The sequence below is a fragment of the Cytobacillus sp. NJ13 genome (assembly GCA_030348385.1).
In the GTDB taxonomy this organism is placed as follows: Bacteria; Bacillota; Bacilli; order Bacillales; family Cytobacillaceae; genus Cytobacillus.
In genome coordinates, this window is record JAUCFP010000006.1 from 4,912,142 (window position 1) to 4,930,803 (window position 18,662).

The 18,662-nt window shown below is 41.5% G+C and carries 18 protein-coding genes; 16 read left to right on the forward strand and 2 right to left on the reverse strand.

What is annotated here, in order from left to right:
- Nucleotide 1 precedes the first annotated feature (1 nt).
- The 15 genes from QUF73_24230 (at nt 2) to spo0A (ending at nt 15,662) form a co-directional block, all read left to right on the forward strand.
- Entirely contained in the window at nt 2-541 is a 540-nt protein-coding gene (locus QUF73_24230) for a SpoIIIAH-like family protein (GenBank protein ID MDM5229221.1), read from the forward strand.
- Between the two features lie 378 nt (nt 542-919).
- Nucleotides 920-1,420 carry an acetyl-CoA carboxylase biotin carboxyl carrier protein gene (gene accB / locus QUF73_24235; protein MDM5229222.1) on the forward strand — a complete coding sequence of 167 codons (501 nt, stop codon included), beginning with the start codon at nt 920-922 and terminating at the stop codon, nt 1,418-1,420.
- A 13-nt stretch (nt 1,421-1,433) separates the two neighbouring features.
- Nucleotides 1,434-2,786, forward strand: a complete 1,353-nt coding sequence (gene accC / locus QUF73_24240) for an acetyl-CoA carboxylase biotin carboxylase subunit (GenBank protein MDM5229223.1) — start codon at nt 1,434-1,436, stop codon at nt 2,784-2,786.
- Nucleotides 2,787-2,806: 20 nt separating this feature from the next.
- A complete protein-coding gene (locus QUF73_24245; GenBank protein MDM5229224.1) occupies nt 2,807-3,214 on the forward strand; it encodes an Asp23/Gls24 family envelope stress response protein in 408 nt (135 codons plus the stop codon).
- Between the two features lie 276 nt (nt 3,215-3,490).
- On the forward strand, nt 3,491-3,880 hold the full coding sequence (gene nusB, locus QUF73_24250) for a transcription antitermination factor NusB (protein ID MDM5229225.1): 390 nt from the start codon (nt 3,491-3,493) through the stop codon (nt 3,878-3,880).
- Nucleotides 3,881-3,988: 108 nt separating this feature from the next.
- The gene (gene folD / locus QUF73_24255) at nt 3,989-4,846 is read left to right on the forward strand and encodes a bifunctional methylenetetrahydrofolate dehydrogenase/methenyltetrahydrofolate cyclohydrolase FolD (protein MDM5229226.1); all 858 of its coding nucleotides are present in this window, start codon (nt 3,989-3,991) and stop codon (nt 4,844-4,846) included.
- A gap of 162 nt (nt 4,847-5,008) precedes the next feature.
- Complete coding sequence (xseA, locus tag QUF73_24260) at nt 5,009-6,349, forward strand: exodeoxyribonuclease VII large subunit (protein MDM5229227.1); 1,341 nt, start codon at nt 5,009-5,011, stop codon at nt 6,347-6,349.
- A gap of 5 nt (nt 6,350-6,354) precedes the next feature.
- Nucleotides 6,355-6,588, forward strand: a complete 234-nt coding sequence (gene xseB / locus QUF73_24265) for an exodeoxyribonuclease VII small subunit (GenBank protein ID MDM5229228.1) — start codon at nt 6,355-6,357, stop codon at nt 6,586-6,588.
- Nucleotides 6,589-6,590: 2 nt separating this feature from the next.
- Nucleotides 6,591-7,481, forward strand: a complete 891-nt coding sequence (locus tag QUF73_24270) for a polyprenyl synthetase family protein (protein ID MDM5229229.1) — start codon at nt 6,591-6,593, stop codon at nt 7,479-7,481.
- A 370-nt stretch (nt 7,482-7,851) separates the two neighbouring features.
- Nucleotides 7,852-9,744, forward strand: a complete 1,893-nt coding sequence (dxs, locus tag QUF73_24275) for a 1-deoxy-D-xylulose-5-phosphate synthase (GenBank protein MDM5229230.1) — start codon at nt 7,852-7,854, stop codon at nt 9,742-9,744.
- 3 nt (nt 9,745-9,747) lie between these two features.
- The gene (locus tag QUF73_24280) at nt 9,748-10,593 is read left to right on the forward strand and encodes a TlyA family RNA methyltransferase (protein ID MDM5229231.1); all 846 of its coding nucleotides are present in this window, start codon (nt 9,748-9,750) and stop codon (nt 10,591-10,593) included.
- Nucleotides 10,594-10,768: 175 nt separating this feature from the next.
- The gene (argR, locus tag QUF73_24285) at nt 10,769-11,218 is read left to right on the forward strand and encodes a transcriptional regulator ArgR (protein MDM5229232.1); all 450 of its coding nucleotides are present in this window, start codon (nt 10,769-10,771) and stop codon (nt 11,216-11,218) included.
- 187 nt (nt 11,219-11,405) lie between these two features.
- Nucleotides 11,406-13,088 (forward strand): DNA repair protein RecN, encoded by a 1,683-nt coding sequence (gene recN / locus QUF73_24290; protein ID MDM5229233.1) that lies wholly within the window; start codon nt 11,406-11,408, stop codon nt 13,086-13,088.
- A gap of 182 nt (nt 13,089-13,270) precedes the next feature.
- A complete protein-coding gene (gene spoIVB / locus QUF73_24295; GenBank protein MDM5229234.1) occupies nt 13,271-14,560 on the forward strand; it encodes a SpoIVB peptidase in 1,290 nt (429 codons plus the stop codon).
- A 313-nt stretch (nt 14,561-14,873) separates the two neighbouring features.
- Nucleotides 14,874-15,662 (forward strand): sporulation transcription factor Spo0A, encoded by a 789-nt coding sequence (gene spo0A, locus QUF73_24300; GenBank protein ID MDM5229235.1) that lies wholly within the window; start codon nt 14,874-14,876, stop codon nt 15,660-15,662.
- Nucleotides 15,663-15,953: 291 nt separating this feature from the next.
- On the opposite strand, the gene QUF73_24305 is transcribed toward spo0A, so the two are convergent.
- Together QUF73_24305 and QUF73_24310 are read right to left on the reverse strand one after the other, a co-directional pair.
- Nucleotides 15,954-16,094, reverse strand: coding sequence for a YycC family protein (locus tag QUF73_24305; GenBank protein ID MDM5229236.1), 141 nt, complete (start codon nt 16,092-16,094; stop codon nt 15,954-15,956).
- 17 nt (nt 16,095-16,111) lie between these two features.
- Nucleotides 16,112-16,348, reverse strand: a complete 237-nt coding sequence (locus tag QUF73_24310) for a DUF2627 domain-containing protein (protein MDM5229237.1) — start codon at nt 16,346-16,348, stop codon at nt 16,112-16,114.
- A 154-nt stretch (nt 16,349-16,502) separates the two neighbouring features.
- On the opposite strand from QUF73_24310, the gene QUF73_24315 reads away from it, so the two are divergent.
- A complete protein-coding gene (locus QUF73_24315) occupies nt 16,503-18,569 on the forward strand; it encodes a sigma 54-interacting transcriptional regulator (protein ID MDM5229238.1) in 2,067 nt (688 codons plus the stop codon).
- The last annotated feature ends 93 nt before the right edge of the window (nt 18,570-18,662 follow it).

An 18,662-nucleotide genomic window follows, 5' to 3' on the forward strand; every position in this document is an offset into this window, starting at 1 on the left:
GATGCTTTTAAAGAAACAAACGGTCTGGCTATTAACAATGCTGAGTTTGGTGGTTGTATTATCTGTATATTACGTAACATCTCCGGAGCAAAAAGGCAGTGACCTTGCTGCAATAGAAGAAAAGGCAGAGGGAGAAATGGAATCAGTTGAAAGTGAAGATGGCAAGGCGATCATTACAAACACTGCCAGTGATGAAATGTTTGAAACTCTGCGCCTTCAGCTTGACGATGAGCGCAGCCGCATGAAGGAGGATCTTACAGAGGTCCTAGGTCAAACAGATCTTCCGGCTGAAGAAAGAATGAAGGCAAAAGATCAAATTGATGAATTAAATGAAATCGCTCAAAAAGAAGCGATGCTTGAAACATTAATCAGAGCAATGGATTATGAAGATGTACTTGTCCGTGCTGATGGCAAGAAGGTTCAAATTACGGTTAAGGCAAAAGATCATTCAGCTTCCGCTGCAAACAATATCATTCAGGAAGTAAGGAACGAAATTGGGCAGCTTGAGGCAGTAGCCGTTGAATTCCAGGTTGAAAAGTAAAAGATATAGAGGGAGCCTGCAAAATTCCTGCAGGCTCCCTTTATAATTTCGTTTGCGGTTTGGTAACTTTTTCATATAAGTGCATAATATAAAAGTCCTGTTTACTATAGAAATCTGGATGAATTTCGTGTAAATCATCTGAAATATTTCACAAAAAATTAGAAAAATATTAAAATGAAATAAAGGATGGATACAGAAATTATTATCCAGTACATAATAGGATGTTGAAGTTTTATAAGGTCTTATCGTATGATATTAGTATCTAGTCATAATTAAATCATGCAGAACATTCCTGCCGTATGTTCTAATTCTTTGCAGCAAAAGTATTTATACGGACTAAAGGAATTGTCATGCAGTGAGAAAACAAGGGGTGCAAAAATGTTAAAAGTACAAGAAATCCGTGAACTGATTAAATTGGTTGATCAGTCAAATATTGATGAATTTGTATATGAGCATGAAGGTTCAAAAATTCAGATGAAGAAAAAAGGCAATGAAGCAGCCGTTGTTCAGCAAGTTCAGCCGGCAGCTGTTCAGGCGTTAGCTCCTGCTCCGCAGCCAGTCCAGCCAGCTGCTGTAAAAGTGGAAGAGCCAAAAGCAGAAGCGCCGGCACAGGCACTGCAGGCTGATGCCGCGGAAGATTTACATAAGATTGTCTCACCAATGGTAGGGACCTTTTATCAATCATCATCACCTGATGCCGACGCATATGTAAAATCCGGCTCTAAGGTTACAAAAGATTCCATTGTCTGCATTGTAGAAGCAATGAAGTTATTTAATGAAATTGAAGCAGAAGTCAATGGCGAAATTGTAGAAGTGCTTGTAAAGGACGGTCAATTAGTTGAATATGGCCAGCCACTATTTTTAGTAAAGCCTGAATAAGGAGCGGTTACAGATGATCAAAAAACTCTTGATTGCCAACAGAGGAGAAATAGCGGTCCGCATCATTAGGGCAGCCCGCGAGATGGGGATAGAATCTGTAGCTGTATTTTCAGAGGCTGACAGGGAAGCACTCCATGTTCAGCTGGCCGATGAGGCTTACTGCATTGGCCCGAAAGCGTCAAAGGACAGCTATTTGAATTTTACCAATATAATTAGTGTCGCTAAGCTTACAGGCTGTGACGCCATCCATCCAGGTTATGGATTCCTAGCTGAAAATGCGGACTTTGCTGAACTGTGCAGAGAATGCAATATTATCTTTGTCGGCCCGACTCCAGAAGCCATCAGCAAAATGGGTACAAAGGATATTGCAAGGGAAACCATGAAGGAAGCAGGAGTACCGATTGTTCCTGGCTCCAACGGAATCATAAAGGATGCAGAAGATGCTATTCAGCTAGCTGAAAAGATTGAATATCCGGTAATTATTAAAGCGACTGCCGGCGGAGGCGGGAAAGGAATCCGCGTAGCGCGCAATGAGCAAGAGCTTATTAAAGGAATTACGATTACCCAGCAGGAAGCACTAACTGCGTTCGGAAATCCTGGTGTTTATATTGAAAAATATATTGAGGACTTCCGCCATGTGGAGATCCAGGTTCTTGCAGACAATTATGGAAACACCGTTCATCTAGGGGAAAGGGATTGCTCTATTCAAAGGCGTCTGCAAAAGCTGCTGGAGGAAACGCCTTCACCTGCCCTTGACGGTGAAACACGCGAAGAAATGGGAAATGCAGCTGTTAAAGCAGCAAAAGCGGTTGATTATACAGGCGCTGGCACGATAGAATTTATATACGATTATCAAAATCGCAAATTCTATTTCATGGAAATGAACACGCGTATCCAGGTGGAGCATCCTGTTACAGAAATGGTTACAGGGGTCGATTTAATCAAGGAGCAAATTAAGGTTGCTTCAGGTGAAAAGCTTAATTTCACACAGAGCGATGTTACATTTAGCGGCTGGTCGATCGAATGCAGAATTAATGCGGAAAACCCGGAGAAGAACTTTATGCCATCAGCAGGAAAAATCAATATGTATCTTCCTCCTGGCGGGCTGGGTGTCAGAGTGGACTCTGCTGCCTACCCGGGCTATATGATTCCTCCATATTACGATTCAATGATTGCGAAAGTGATCACTTACGGCAATACTAGAGAAGAAGCTATTTCTCGAATGAAAAGGGCATTAAGTGAATTTGTAGTGGAAGGGGTTCATACAACAATCCCATTCCACCTCAAGCTCCTAAGCCACGAAAAATTTGTGGAAGGGCAGTTTAATACGAAATTTCTTGAATTGCACGATGTAATGAATTCTTAAAGACTTGTGGAGGTGCTGAAATGAGCGAAAATAATATTCTCGAAATGAGCCCTGAAAATTCTGGCCTTGGCAAGGTGGAAATTGCACCGGAAGTTATTGAGGTTATTGCCGGCATTGCTGCTTCAGAAGTAGAAGGCGTAGCGCAAATGCGCGGAAACTTTGCTACAGGAGTGGTTGAAAGGCTCGGTAAAAAGAACCATGGAAAAGGCGTTAAAGTCGAATTAACAGAAGATGGCATCAAAGTTGATGTATATTGTCTGATGAAATTCGGCGTGTCCATTCCAAGCGTTGCCCAAAAAATTCAGGATAACATCCGTCAGGCCCTCCTGAATATGACAGCCCTGGACGCCCAGGAAGTAAACATTCACGTAGTAGGAATCATGTTTGAAAACCAAAAGCATGAGGTTGAATACGAACAGGAAATGTAACGCACCATCAAGCCAAAGACATAAAACTCGTCTTTGGCTTTTCTCATGGTTCATTCTCTTCATCATTCACTCCTTAAGACGTTATAAAGGAGTTTTTAAAGGGAAAATTAATTTCATAAGTTTCCATGCCTAAAATCATGTTTCTGCTCAAACATAATGCTCATGTTGTAGTGCGAAGATTCCTTACTTATGCTATTATCTTCTTATGCAATTTTTGGACGTGCAAATGCTCAAAAATGAAAATTACTATGTTAGCCATAAAGGAGTTTTATAAAGATGAAGAGAAGAACAGCCAGAGAAAAAGCATTGCAGGCTTTATTTCAGATTGATGTAAGCGGGACAGAGCCGGAGACTGCCATCGAACACGTTTTAGAGGGTGAAAAAAGCGATGAGTACCTGAACAAACTAGTATCAGGTGTCCTGCAGCATAAAGAAACAATTGATGGCGAAATCAAAGGATTTCTTGAAAAATGGACGCTGGAAAGGCTTGCTACTGTAGACCGCAATATTCTGCGCTTATCCGTTTTTGAGCTGCTGTATTTAGCGGAGGAAGTGCCAGCCAATGTGGTGCTCGATGAAGCAATAGAAATCGCCAAACTTTACGGTGATGATCAGTCAAGCAAGTTTATTAATGGTGTTTTATCAAAGGTAAAAGAAAAGCTCTAAAAAACATTAGAATTCTGACTCACACTGAATGTGCTGGCACTATCTAGATGCAAGCGAGCCGGCAGTCCTTATCATAGGCGCTTCCGAGTTCCTGATAGGGGGATAAAAATGGCTGCAGAATTAATAGATGGAAAAGAAATTGCAAGAAAGAAACAGGATCAAATCGGCTCAGAAGTGCAAAAGCTGAAGGCGGCAGGGATTACGCCAGGCCTGGCCGTTATTTTAGCGGGGAATAATCAGGCGTCCAGAACATATGTGAAAAACAAGCAGAAAACCTGCGATAAGCTGGGCATGAATTCTATGCTTATTGAACTTCCCGAAAGCGTCAGTGAGCAAGAGCTTATCAGAAAAATCACAGAGTTAAACGAAAGTGATGATATCCATGGAATCCTTGTCCAGCTGCCGCTCCCAAGCCATATTAATGAAAAAGCCATCATCGAGACCATATCTCCTGACAAAGATGTTGATGGGTTTCATCCCATAAATATTGGCAGGATGATGACAGCTCAGGATGCATTTATCCCTTGTACTCCCGCAGGGATCATTGAAATGCTGGATAGCATTGGTGCAGACATTTCCGGAAAGCATGTAGTGGTTATTGGCAGAAGCAACATTGTAGGGAAGCCCGCCGGGCAGCTGTTCCTTAATGAAGACGCTACTGTCACATACTGTCATTCGAAAACGGCTAATCTGAAGGAATATACAAAGCGGGCGGATATCCTGGTGGCTGCAGCAGGGAAAGCGAAATTAATCACAGAAGCCCATGTTAAAGATGGCGCAATCGTGATAGATGTCGGCATGAATCGAAATGAGGAAGGAAAGCTTTGCGGCGATGTTGATTTCGAGGCAGTTAAGCACAAAGCAGGATTTATTACTCCTGTTCCAGGCGGAGTGGGACCGATGACAATTACCATGTTAATGCATAATACTTTAAAGGCAGCAAAGTCTTCCATTAGCAAAATCTAAAAGTAATGGCCGCCAGAGATGCAAAATCTGTCCATTTCCATTATCCTGTATTTAGGAAACCTGTCATGCAGGTATAAGCATGCGGGCTGAATGGAAGGACAGTTTTTTTGCGTTATTGCTCTTGGTGAGATGCAATGCAGCTTCAGCATAAAGGAGATTGTTATGAAGGAACAGCAGTATCTGACAGTAAACGCACTGACCAAATACATAAAAAGAAAATTTGATGCCGACCCTCATCTGCAAAATATATTGGTTAAGGGAGAAATCTCAAACTTTAAACAGCATTCAAGCGGCCATATGTATTTCACCTTAAAGGATGAGAAAGCCCGAATTTTAGCTGTAATGTTTGCAGGAAATGCGAGAACCATGAAATTTAGGCCAGAGAATGGCATGAAAGTCTTAGTTCGCGGAGCCATTTCCGTTTATGAATCCAGCGGGCAATATCAAATATACGTACAGGAAATGCAGCCGGACGGGATTGGTGAACTTTATCTGGCTTATGAACAGCTTAAAGAAAAACTTGAGAAAGAAGGATTCTTTTCGCCTGCACATAAAAAAGAGATCCCGCGTTATCCAAGAACAGTTGCTGTTATTACATCCCCTACTGGAGCTGCAATCAGAGATATTCTGACAACGCTCAAAAGGCGCTATCCAATTGCGAACATACTTATCTACCCTGCGCTTGTTCAGGGTAACCAGGCAGCTCCCTCTATTGTGAAAGCGATAACTGAAGCTAATTCCTCTGGGGATGCCGATGTCTTAATCATCGGCCGGGGCGGAGGCTCTATTGAAGAGCTTTGGGCCTTTAATGAAGAAGCTGTAGCCAGAGCAATATTCAAGTCCGAAATACCTATTATTTCAGCTGTCGGCCATGAAACGGATTTTACAATAGCAGATTTTGTTGCAGATTTAAGGGCCCCCACCCCAACGGGAGCTGCAGAAATGGCAGTTCCGCATATTGATGACTTGACGGAAAGGCTTTTCAACAGGCAATCAAGGCTGATAAGAGCGATGAAAGAACAAGTTGCACTGCAAAATGAAAGGCTTCTAAGGGTGCAGAAATCATACGCTTTCAGATACCCGCAAAAATTGTATGAACAAAAAATGGAACAGCTGGATAAAGTAACCGAACAGCTAATGAGAGGGTCAAGAAGGCTGCACGATTTAAAGCTGGAGCAGGCAGAAACCCTGCAAAAAAGGCTGGTTAGGAGTCATCCAGGACAACTAAAGGATCAGGCGAAAGAAAAAAATGATCGGCTTCATAAGCTTTTAAACAGAACAATGGCAAATATCCTGGCTGCAAAAGAAAAGGACTTTGCGAGGGTCATTTCAACCCTCGAGGCACTCAGTCCTCTTAAAATTATGGATAGGGGCTATAGCCTTGCTTATACAGAAAAGGAAACCCTAATAAAGACCGTGTCCCAAGTTAAAGCGGATGATATGATAAAATTGAAGATATCTGATGGAACCATTGAATGCAAGGTAACGGATATTGAGGAGTGAATGGCATGGCGAATGAAAAACAACTTTCATTTGAACAAGCGATGGAAGAACTTGAAGTTATTGTAGAAAAGCTTGAAGAGGGAGATGTTCCCCTTGAAGAGGCTATAAATATTTATAAAAAAGGCATGGAGCTTTCAAAATTATGTCATGATAAGCTTAAAAACGTGGAATCACAGCTTACAGAAATACTGACGGAGGATGGCCGTAAAGCAAACTTCGCCATTCCGGAGGAGGAATAATCTTGCAGCAATCCTTAAGTTCTTTCTCTGAACTGCATAAACAAAAACTGGAAATTCATTTAAAGGATTACGTAAATAAATTGAAAGCTCCTCCTGAGATCAAGGAATCGATGCTGTATTCACTTGAAGCCGGAGGAAAGCGGATCAGGCCAATGCTGTTATTTGCTTCATTGGCTGCTTTTGCCGAGGATACGTCGAAAGGGCTGTGGACTGCGGCGGCGATTGAGATGGTCCATACATATTCGCTCATTCACGATGACTTGCCAAGCATGGATAATGACGATTTAAGAAGAGGCAAACCGACCAACCATAAAGTATTTGGAGAAGCATTCGCCATTCTGGCAGGCGATGCCCTGCTTACTTACAGCTTCCAGACAATTGCGGAAACACCTGACGAATTTGCTTCAGCCGAAACAAAGCTGTCTTTAATTAAGGAGCTGTCGAAAGCTTCCGGTGCTGAGGGGATGGTTGGCGGCCAGGCAGCAGACATTAAAGGAGAAGGCAAGCAGCTGGGCTTAGAGGATCTTGAGTACATCCACGTGCATAAAACCGGCAAATTGCTGGAATGCAGTGTTGTATCAGGAGCAATTTTGGCAAATGCCAGTCAGGAAACACTTCAGGCTCTATCTGCTTTTGCCTATCATCTGGGACTGGCTTTTCAAATCAGGGATGATATCCTCGACCTTGAAGGGACAGAGGAGATAATTGGGAAGCCTGTTGGCAGTGATGAATCAAAAAATAAAAGCACCTATCCATCTCTTCTTACAATAAATGGGGCGAAAGAGGCGCTTGAAAACCATATCAGATCTGCAAAAGAAAAGCTGAGGGAAACAGGCCTTCAAACAGAGCTGCTGGAAGAAATAACAGATCTGATTGCAAACAGGGACCACTAATTATATGTATAACCGATGGCCTTGCCGCTGTACTTTTGTATCAGCGGCATTTGCTGTTTAATAAAATGATGGTCTTCAATGTGTATATTTTGGTATCATAGGAATTGCTGCCGGAGAAGCTTGCACTTTTTTCCCTGTGGATGCATTCGCCAGCGGAAGAGACACCATCAAGAAAGCATATTCTGAAGCTGTTTAATATGAAAAGCATTTGGAAAATCTCCTGTAATAAGGTAATCTTAAGATACTATCTTTTAGACAGGCTAGACGCTTAAATAAATAGGCTTGTTTTGTTAAGGCTTATACCAACACTGCCTAACATTACGTAAAAAGAAAACGGACGAATAAGAAACGAAAGTGAGTGGTCCGCAGTATGGATCTGTTATCAATTAAAGACCCTTCCTTTTTAAAAGGGCTCTCGAATAAAGAATTGGAAAGTTTAAGTCAGGATATCCGCACTTTCCTAATAGAAAAGCTTTCAGGCACAGGCGGGCATATTGGGCCTAATCTTGGAGTTGTTGAGCTGACTGTTGCATTGCATAAATGTTTTGACAGTCCGAAGGATAAAATTATCTGGGATGTCGGACATCAGTCATACGTCCATAAAATTCTTACGGGCCGTGCGTGTCAGTTCGATACTTTAAGACAATATAAAGGTCTTTGCGGTTTTCCAAAAATGGTTGAAAGCGAGCACGATGTATGGGAAACGGGGCACAGCTCCACTTCTTTATCAGCTGCGATGGGAATGGCTATTGCCAGAGACTTGAAAAAAGAGAATAATTATGTCATTCCCGTAATTGGGGATGGTGCCTTAACAGGCGGGATGGCTTTAGAAGCCTTAAACCATATCGGTCATGAAAAAAAGGATATGATCGTTATATTAAATGATAATGAAATGTCAATTGCCCCTAATGTAGGTGCTCTTCACAATGTACTTGGAAGGTTAAGGACCGCAGGCAAGTATAATTGGGTAAAAGATGAACTTGAATATTTATTAAAAAAGGTTCCGGCAGTCGGCGGCAAATTAGCCTCAACTGCTGAAAGACTGAAAGATAGCCTTAAGTATCTGTTTGTGTCAGGCATGTTCTTCGAAGAATTAGGTTTTACCTATTTGGGACCTGTTGATGGGCATAACTATGAAGCCTTATTCGAGAACCTTGCTTATGCAAAGAAAACAGAAGGCCCAGTGCTCCTCCATGTTATTACGAAAAAAGGAAAAGGCTATCACCCTGCCGAAAGCGACAAGATTGGCACATGGCATGGTACAGGCCCTTATAAAATGGAGACAGGCGACTTTGTGAAACCTGCAAGTACACCGCCTGCATGGAGCAAGCTTGTCTCCGAAACCGTCAGGGAGCTTGCGAGAGAAGATGAAAGAATTGTTGCAATTACTCCTGCAATGCCTGTTGGCTCGAAGCTTGAAGGCTTTGCAAGTGAATTTCCGGATCGGATGTACGATGTTGGTATTGCTGAACAGCACGCAGCAACCGTAGCTGCCGGGCTTGCAACCCAAAACATGAAGCCGTTTCTTGCGATTTATTCTACTTTCCTGCAGCGTGCTTATGACCAGGTCGTACACGATATTGCACGCCAGAACTTGAATGTATTTATCGGAATAGACCGGGCAGGCCTTGTGGGTGCAGATGGTGAAACCCATCAGGGTGTATTCGATATTGCATTTTTAAGGCATTTGCCGAATATGGTATTGATGATGCCAAAAGATGAAAATGAAGGCCAGCATATGGTAAAAACAGCTATAGAATATAATGATGGACCTATTGCTATGCGTTTCCCGCGCGGAAATGGCATAGGAGTGCCTATGGATACAGAACTTAAGCCAATTCCAATTGGAACATGGGAAGTTCTGCGCGATGGCAATGACGGAGCTATTTTAACCTTTGGGACAACCATTCCAATGGCTTTGAAGGCAGCTCAAACCCTGGAGAAGCATGGACACAACATTAAAGTCATTAATGCAAGGTTTATTAAGCCGCTTGATGAAAAAATGCTGCATGAATTGTTTTCAGCCAATATGCCTATTCTCACTATAGAAGAAGCTGTGCTGCAGGGTGGCTTTGGAAGTGCAATTCTTGAATATGCACACGAACATGGCTTCCATCATGCGGAAATCGACCGTATGGGGATACCTGATAAATTTATTGAGCATGGCAGTGTAAATGAACTATTGGAAGAAATCGGGATGACTGCAGATGATGCTGTTGAGAGAATGGGAAAACTGGCAAGAAAAAAACAAAAAAGGGCATAAAGAATGAAGACAAAGAAAGAACGATTAGACGTTTTATTAGTGGAAAGAGGTCTTGCTGAGACAAGAGAAAAAGCGAAAAGAGCTGTTATGGCCGGCCTGGTGTTCAGCAATGAAAGCAGGCTGGATAAGCCGGGCGAGAAGGTTAGTGCAGACATTCCGCTGACTTTAAAGGGGAAGGTCATGCCTTACGTCAGCCGCGGAGGCTTAAAGCTTGAGAAAGCTCTAAAAGTTTTTGATTTAGAAATTGAAGGCAAGATCCTCCTTGACATTGGATCCTCTACCGGAGGCTTCACAGATTGTGCCCTGCAGAATGGCGCCAAAATGTCTTATGCTTTAGATGTCGGATATAATCAGCTTGCCTGGAAATTAAGGCAGGATGAACGGGTAGTTGTAATGGAAAGGACCAATTTCAGATATGTAACCCCAGCCGACCTTTCAGCCGGTATGCCTGACTTTGCGTCCATTGATGTTTCGTTCATCTCACTAAAGCTTATATTGCCTGTATTAAAAACGCTGCTGGTTCCCGGCAGTGACACAGTTGCCCTAGTGAAACCGCAGTTTGAAGCTGGACGGGAACAGGTTGGGAAAAAGGGGATTGTCAGAGATCCTAAAATACATGAAGCCGTGCTTGATAAAATTATCGAATTTGCACTGAGCCTCGGCTATGATGTCAAGGACGTTTCCTTTTCACCCATTACAGGCGGAGACGGCAACATAGAATTTCTCCTCCATCTGTATTGGTCAGGCATCAAAGAAGAAGGAGAAAATCTTCTTAAAGCCCGGACAGATGAAGTTGTAAAAGAAGCCCATGCCGAACTGAAAACAAAGCAGGTTAAAGAAGAGGAATAGGCTAAATGCCTGTTCCTTTTTTAAAAGGAATTTGTCGACTTTCAACGAATTATAATAAATAATATACGGGAAAAATTGTACTTTATTGAGAAAATCAGCTAACATTAGAGTACAAAACACTTTAAATTAATTTTTTTCTGCCTGCTGTCAAGCGGCTGATTATAGAGGTGAAAAAATGAATAAAGGGCAAAGACATATAAAAATTCGGGATATTATTACAAATAACGATATTGAAACACAGGATGACCTGGTGGATGAATTGAAAAACGCCGGGTTTAATGTAACCCAGGCGACTGTCTCAAGAGATATTAAAGAACTTCACCTGGTAAAAGTTCCATTAATGGACGGCAGGTACAAATACAGTCTTCCGGCGGATCAGCGTTTCAATCCGCTGCAAAAGCTTAAAAGAAATTTAATGGATGCTTTTGTTAGAGTGGATACTGCAGGACATCTCCTTGTAATGAAGACTCTTCCCGGCAATGCCATGGCTATTGGCGCACTTATCGATAACCTTGACTGGGAAGAGATTCTGGGAACAATCTGCGGGGATGACACATGCCTGATCATATGTAAAACCCCAGAAGATACAGAAGCTATTTCAAATCGGTTTCTTGAAATGCTTTAGATAACTTTTCTGGCTGCGAGCGCCATTGCTTCAAGGTCTTAAGCCGATATGCGGGCGTTCTGCGCTTTTCTTAAAAGATAAGAAAGTATAAATTCTGAAGTTAGATTACTGTCTAGCTCCAGCGCCTACCCCCTCGAGGTGTCGGGGGTAGGCAAGGCGCTTGCGCTTTTCTTATGAGGTGATATGATTGTTAAACGAAATATCCATACGAAATTTTGCCATAATCGAAGCCCTTTCTGTCTCATTTGAAAAGGGCTTAACTGTTTTAACTGGTGAAACCGGAGCAGGGAAGTCCATCATTATCGATGCCATTCACTTGCTGGCTGGAGGCAGGGGATCTGCAGAATTTGTCCGCCATGGTGAAGATAAGGCTGAAATTGAGGGGCTTTTTATCCTGGATGATCCTAAACACCCTTGCTATAACAGGTCTGCTGAATTTGGGATAGAGATTGAAGATGGAATGATTGTTCTCCGCAGGGATATATCAAAGACAGGAAAAAGCGTCTGCAGAGTGAACGGAAAACTTGTCACTATTTCTGTATTGAGAGAAATCGGAAGTTCACTTATTGATATACACGGTCAGCACGAACATCAGGAATTAATGGATGAAACCTTTCATCTTCCACTTCTCGATCAGTTTGGAGGATCCAAAATATCCGGTGCCTTAACTGAATACCACGATATCTATAGGTTATATGAAAGTACTCTGAAAAAGCTTAAGAATTTAAGTGAGAATGAACAGCAAATGGCGCATCGGCTTGATCTAATTCAATTTCAGCTGGATGAAATTCAGTCGGCTGAGCTGAAATTGAACGAAGATGAAGATTTGATTGAAGAAAAGAGCAAGCTTTCCAATTATGAACGTATTTTTGATTCTCTTCAGTCAGGCTATAATGCCCTTCAAGGAGAACATAAAGGGCTTGATTGGATCGGCATGGTTATGGGCTATATGAATGATGCCGCTGAACTGGACTCCGCCTATAAAGAAATAGCGGAAAACGTGGCAAACAGTTTTTATTTGCTTGAAGATGCAGCCCGATCACTCCGCAATGAAATGGACTTTATGGAATATGATCCCCAAAGGCTTAATGAGATAGAAAGCAGATTGAATGAAATTAATGGGCTAAAGAGAAAATATGGAAAAACGGTAGAAGAAGTGCTGGAATACGCTGCAAAAATAGAAGAAGAAATTGAAACCCTGCAAAATAAAGAAACTCATATTGATAAGCTGCAAAAGGAAGTTGCTGCACTGAAAAAAGACCTTCTGGTTGAAGGAGAAGAATTGAGCAAGCTGCGCAGAAAATCTGCTCTTAAGCTTACCAAGTTAATTCATAAAGAGCTTAAGGAATTATATATGGAAAAGACAGTTTTTGAGGTCAGATTCTTTTCTGATCCCGAAGTCTTCTTGAAGAACGGAATTGACAGGGCGGAGTTCTACCTTTCAACCAATCCGGGAGAACCGCTCAAGCCGCTGTCTAAAATTGCATCGGGCGGAGAATTGTCCCGAATCATGCTTGCTTTAAAGAGCATATTTTCAAAACATCAGGGTGTCACAAGTATTATTTTCGATGAGGTAGACACAGGCGTGAGCGGCAGGGTTGCGCAAGCCATCGCGGAAAAGATTCATCACGTTTCCGTGGATTCACAGGTGCTGTGCATCTCTCATCTTCCGCAGGTTGCGGCTATGGCAGATACTCATTTATTCATTGCTAAAAACACAAAGGATGGGCGGACGAAAACAACAGTAAAACCGCTGACTGAGAATGAGAAAATTAAAGAAATCGGCCGTATGATTTCCGGAGTGGAAATTACTGATTTGACAAAAGAGCATGCGAAAGAGCTGCTGCATCTGGCTAATCAGCTAAAGTAATTTTGATCAATTATAAGGTCTGTTCCCATCAGCTGCGCTATTAGAACTAATACCTTGAAAAGCTATCCAAAGCAGGATAGCTTTTTTTATGTGAATGGCTGTTATAAATGCCTTCAATGCAGGCAAAATTAAAGGTGTAGCCATTTGACGTGGATGGACTAGAAGCGAGGAGAGTGAAAAAATTGACATATGATGTTTTACGCAAAATAATTGGTGGAATTCTCCTTGTTTCATTAATTGCTTTAGGTTTTTCCAAGCCTGTTCAGGAATATTTGCAAATACCTGCAAATATTACTCTTTTTGAAGGGCAGCAGCTGGACATTGCAAAGGCAGAAGCAGTGTCGGCTGGACTGTCCATAGATAATACAAGTGTTTCACTTAAGGAAGATAACCATTCGATATCGCTTCATGCAAATGAAAATGGAAAAAATGAAATGCTTCTCGAGCTGGCAGGATTTCCGATAAAGAAAGTTGATGTTAACGTTTTAAAAGATTTTAAAGTAATTCCAGGAGGCCAATCGATCGGGGTTAAACTGAATACAGTAGGCGTGTTAGTAGTTGGACACCATCAGATTAATACGGCTGAAGGAAAAGCTTCGCCAGGCGAAACAGCCGGAATAAAAATAGGGGATATCATTACAGAAATCAATGGAAAGAAGATAGAAAAAATGTCAGATGTTGCTCCCTTTGTTCAAGAAGCAGGCAAAAGCGGCAATCCGCTCCAAATCATCGTAAGCCGTGAAAGCGGGAAGGTGAAAACTGAGCTGACTCCCTTAAAAGAAAACGGGGAAGAAACCTATAAGCTTGGATTATATATACGTGACTCTGCAGCAGGCATTGGGACGATGACTTTCTATCACCCGGAATCGAAAAAATATGGAGCACTCGGCCATGTTATTTCGGATATGGATACAAAGAAGCCAATTGTGGTTGAAGACGGACAAATTGTCAGATCGACTGTAACTTCAATTGAAAAAGGCAGCAATGGCAATCCCGGTGAAAAACTTGCACGTTTTTCCTCTGATAAAGAAATAATCGGGAATATTGTCAGGAACAGTCCTTTCGGAATATTTGGGGAATTAAACCGGGATATGAAGAACGGAATTTTTGACAAACCGATGCCTATAGCCTTATCCCATCAGGTAAAAGAGGGAGCTGCCCAAATTTTAACTGTGGTCGACAATGATGAAGTACAATTGTTCGATATAGAAATTGTCAGTACGATTCCGCAGAAGTTTCCGGCAACAAAAGGAATGGTCATTAAAGTGACGGATCAGAAGCTGCTTAATAAAACAGGCGGCATAGTCCAGGGGATGAGCGGAAGCCCGATTATCCAGGATGGCAAGATTATTGGAGCAGTGACACATGTATTTGTAAACGACCCTACTTCAGGATATGGTGTCCATATTGAATGGATGCTAAATGAAGCAGGGATCGATATATATGAAAAAGCTGAAGAAAAAGCATCCTAATACTTGAATGGATCAGGAAAACGGCGGGGAATAGTCCCGTCTTTTTCTTTTTTTGTGGTAAAATGAGCGTGCATAAAGTTTTTTCGACAAAAATACATGAATTGCAAAGAGTGTGACGAAATCGGTCGAAAACAGAAGAAAACAAAAGAATAAATGAGGTTTAGTTGGTTTTTTAAGAAAATTTCAAAAAAGTAGAGGAATTTTTGTTGCATTGTCGAATTTCTCATTTAGAATAGAAAATAGATATCAAAAAGAGCGTGTTCGAAAATGAACATTCATTAAAGAGACCTAATTGGACCGAGGAGGAAAGTAAGTGAAAAAAATAAAAGTTTGTGTTGTGGATGATAATAGGGAACTGGTCGGGCTTTTGGAGGAATATATATCTTCCCAGGAAGACATGGAAGTTGCCGGTGTTGCTCATAATGGACAGGATTGCCTCGAAATATTAGAGCAGACACAGCCCGACGTTCTTGTATTGGATATCATCATGCCTCACTTGGATGGACTTGCTGTACTCGAAAAAATGAGAGATTTAAATTTGAATTCACTCCCTAATGTCATCATGCTTACTGCATTCGGCCAGGAAGATGTTACCAAGAAGGCAGTGGATTTGGGAGCTTCTTACTTTATCCTTAAACCATTTGACATGGACAATTTGGCAAGCCATATACGTCAGGTCAGCGGAAAATCAAATTCATTTCTCCGCAAGCCTGCTCCATCTTACCGTCCTCAGGCAGAAGCAAAGCCTAAGAACCTGGATGCCAGCATCACCAGCATCATCCATGAAATTGGTGTTCCTGCCCATATTAAAGGATACTTATATCTCCGTGAAGCAATTTCAATGGTGTACAATGATATAGAACTTCTCGGTTCCATTACAAAAGTGCTTTACCCTGATATAGCTAAGAAGTTTAATACTACGGCAAGCCGTGTGGAGCGTGCAATCCGCCATGCGATTGAAGTTGCGTGGAGCCGCGGTAATATTGATTCCATTTCCTCTCTTTTTGGATATACAGTCAGCATGACAAAAGCAAAGCCAACCAACTCAGAATTTATTGCAATGGTTGCAGATAAGCTGCGTCTGGAGCACAAAGCTTCTTGAAAGGGTAAGGACTTATAACAAAATCATTTATTTATTTTGCTGCGCTCCTTATGGGGCGTTTTTTATTACCCCTCAAAACTCAGCGGAAACAAAAAAGTTCAGTTTGAAATTTTTCAAACTGAACTTTTTAAAAGATTAGATATAGGATTTCTAAATTTAGATAACTGTCTAGCTCCAGGTGCCATCGGCTCGAGGTCATAAGCCAATCCGGCCAAAAGGTTAAAGAACAACCTTTCAGCCGGCTCGTCTTATGCTTGTCGCCGATAGGCGGGCACCTTCCGCTTTTCTTATTTATTTCTTTTCTTCTTTCTCAAGCTCAATCATCTTTTGAATTAGAATGTGCTGAGGCATGTGCATGATTTGCTCAAGAGGAAGATTTAGTTTTTCAGCAAGCTTTAATGCTGTTTCCGGTGATATCTGCAGCGGCTTCACCTTTATCCCCCACTAACTTATTTGGTTTTAAAACGTTCCTGAACTTTGTTTCTCTTTCGATCGCGATAAAGAATAAATCCTGCGATAAAGCCAAGACCTATGATTAAGAAAAGGAAACCTGAAACAAATTGAAGCCATAAATATGGAAATGGGCTTTGCAATACGCCAAAGACCATATCTCTCATTAATTTTATCCCATAGACAGCCAATATGCCTGGCAGGAGTAAAATTAATAAAGCAATTAGTCTAATCATAAAAAAATTCCCTTCAAATCGAATTACCTACCGAAATCATAAATCATTAAATAAATTTGTCAAGTACCGCTGCTGTGCTAAAATAAATTCATGAAGAATGTTGCACGGAATAATGTCAATCGTGCAAGAATTTTCAACGAAAGCAGGTAAAACAATGCAAACAGTAATGATTGTCGGTGCAGGAAAAGGCGGTACGGCCATCCTTAAAATAATAAAAGAAACGGCTGTTCTGGATGTAAAAGCAATGGTGGATATCGATCCGGATGCTGACGGGCTTCAGATTGCCAAAGAAAGCGGCATCCCGGTTGGCACTGATTGGCGTCATTTTATGGATCAAGATATTGATATCATTATTGAAGTTACCGGAAATGAACAAGTTTTTATCGACATCAGGGAAGCCAGAAGTAAAAATACGGTCCTAATACCTGGAAGTGTAGCTTTTTTAATCGCAAAATTACTTGAAGAAAAGGAAGAGCTGATTTCAAAATTCAGAAATGAAACGTATAAGCATGATTTAATTTTTAATTCGACTGATGATGGAATGATTGTAATCAATAACCTTAGTGAGATTACAGTCTTTAATCGAAGTGCGGAGAGAATGACAGGAATTAAGAGAAAAGACGCTTTAGGAAAAAAAATTAATGAAGTCATTACAGACAGCATGCTTCCCAGAGTTATGGCGACAAGGAGAATTGAAGCGAATCAGGAAATGACTTTGGCAAATGGCCTTAAAATTATAACGACAAGAATACCGATGCTTGGAGAAAATAACGAATTAATGGGTGCATTTGCTGTTTTTAAGGACATAACAGAAGTAGTCTCGCTTGCGGAAGAAATTACGAATTTGAAAGAGATACAGACGATGCTTCAGGCGATTATTCAATCAAGTGAGGAAGCCATTTCCGTAGTTGATGAAAATGGGAAAGGGATTTTGATTAATCCGGCATATTCCAGGCTTACCGGACTGGAAGAAGAAAAAGTGATCGGGAAGCCTGCCACAGCGGATATTTCCGAAGGTGAAAGTGTTCATATGAAGGTTCTTCAAACGAGAAGGGCGATGAGAGGTGTGGCCATGAGGGTCGGACCGAAAAGAAAGGATGTTATTGTAAATGTTGCGCCTGTCATTGTTGATGGAAAGATAAAAGGAAGTGTGGGTGTTATTCACGACGTATCGGAAATTCAGAATCTGAACCGTGAATTAAGCCGGGCAAGACAGATTATCCGTACATTGGAAGCAAAATATTCATTTGAGGATATTATTGGAACATCTGAAGAGATGACGCTTGCAATTGAACAGGCAAGACTTGGAGCTAAAACTCCCGCTACCGTTTTGCTTAGAGGAGAATCAGGGACTGGCAAAGAATTGTTCGCCCACGCTATACATAATGCAAGCGACCGAAAATATAACAAGTTTATCAGGGTTAATTGCGCCGCATTATCAGAGTCTCTTCTCGAAAGCGAATTATTCGGCTATGAAGAGGGGGCATTCTCGGGAGCAAAAAGAGGCGGCAAACGGGGTTTGTTTGAGGAAGCTGATAAAGGCAGTATCTTTCTGGATGAAATTGGCGAGCTGACAGCTAACACTCAGGCGAAACTGCTCAGGGTTCTTCAAGAACATGAAATTACAAGAGTGGGAGGGACTAAGCCTATATCAATAGATGTTCGTGTTATTGCTGCGACCAATGTGAATTTAGAAAAAGGTATTGCAGAGGGCACCTTCAGGGAAGACTTATACTACAGGCTGAATAGAATGCCCATACATATTCCTTCATTAAGACGCAGGAAGGAGGATATTCCTCTTCTATGCAGCAGACTTATTCAAAAGATCAATCAGGAATATGGACGGAATGTAGAAGGTGTAACAGAACAAGCAGTTAATAAACTGATGGCCTATGATTGGCCGGGAAATGTGAGAGAACTTGATAATATCCTCGGCAGAGCCATTATTTTTATGAATTACAACGAAACGGAAATAGAGGAACGGCATATTCCAGATTTGATAGGTGCCAATAATCCGTCTCCAAGCGTTGAAACAAGTGAAGAAGAACAAACTAAAACCTTAACTCAGCTGGTAGAGCAGTATGAGGCAAAAATGATCAGACAAACACTTCACAAGCTGGATGGAAATAAAACCAAGACAGCTAAATCGCTTGGACTCTCAGTCAGGAATCTTTACTATAAATTGGAGAAATACGATATTGCAAAAGATGGCATGCAATAAATTTCATGGTGTGCAATTATTTGCGTGCTTTAGTCCGGTGAATAAAGCGTTTTCACAGCGTTTTTAAGTTGGCACACTTCTTGCAAGTATAAT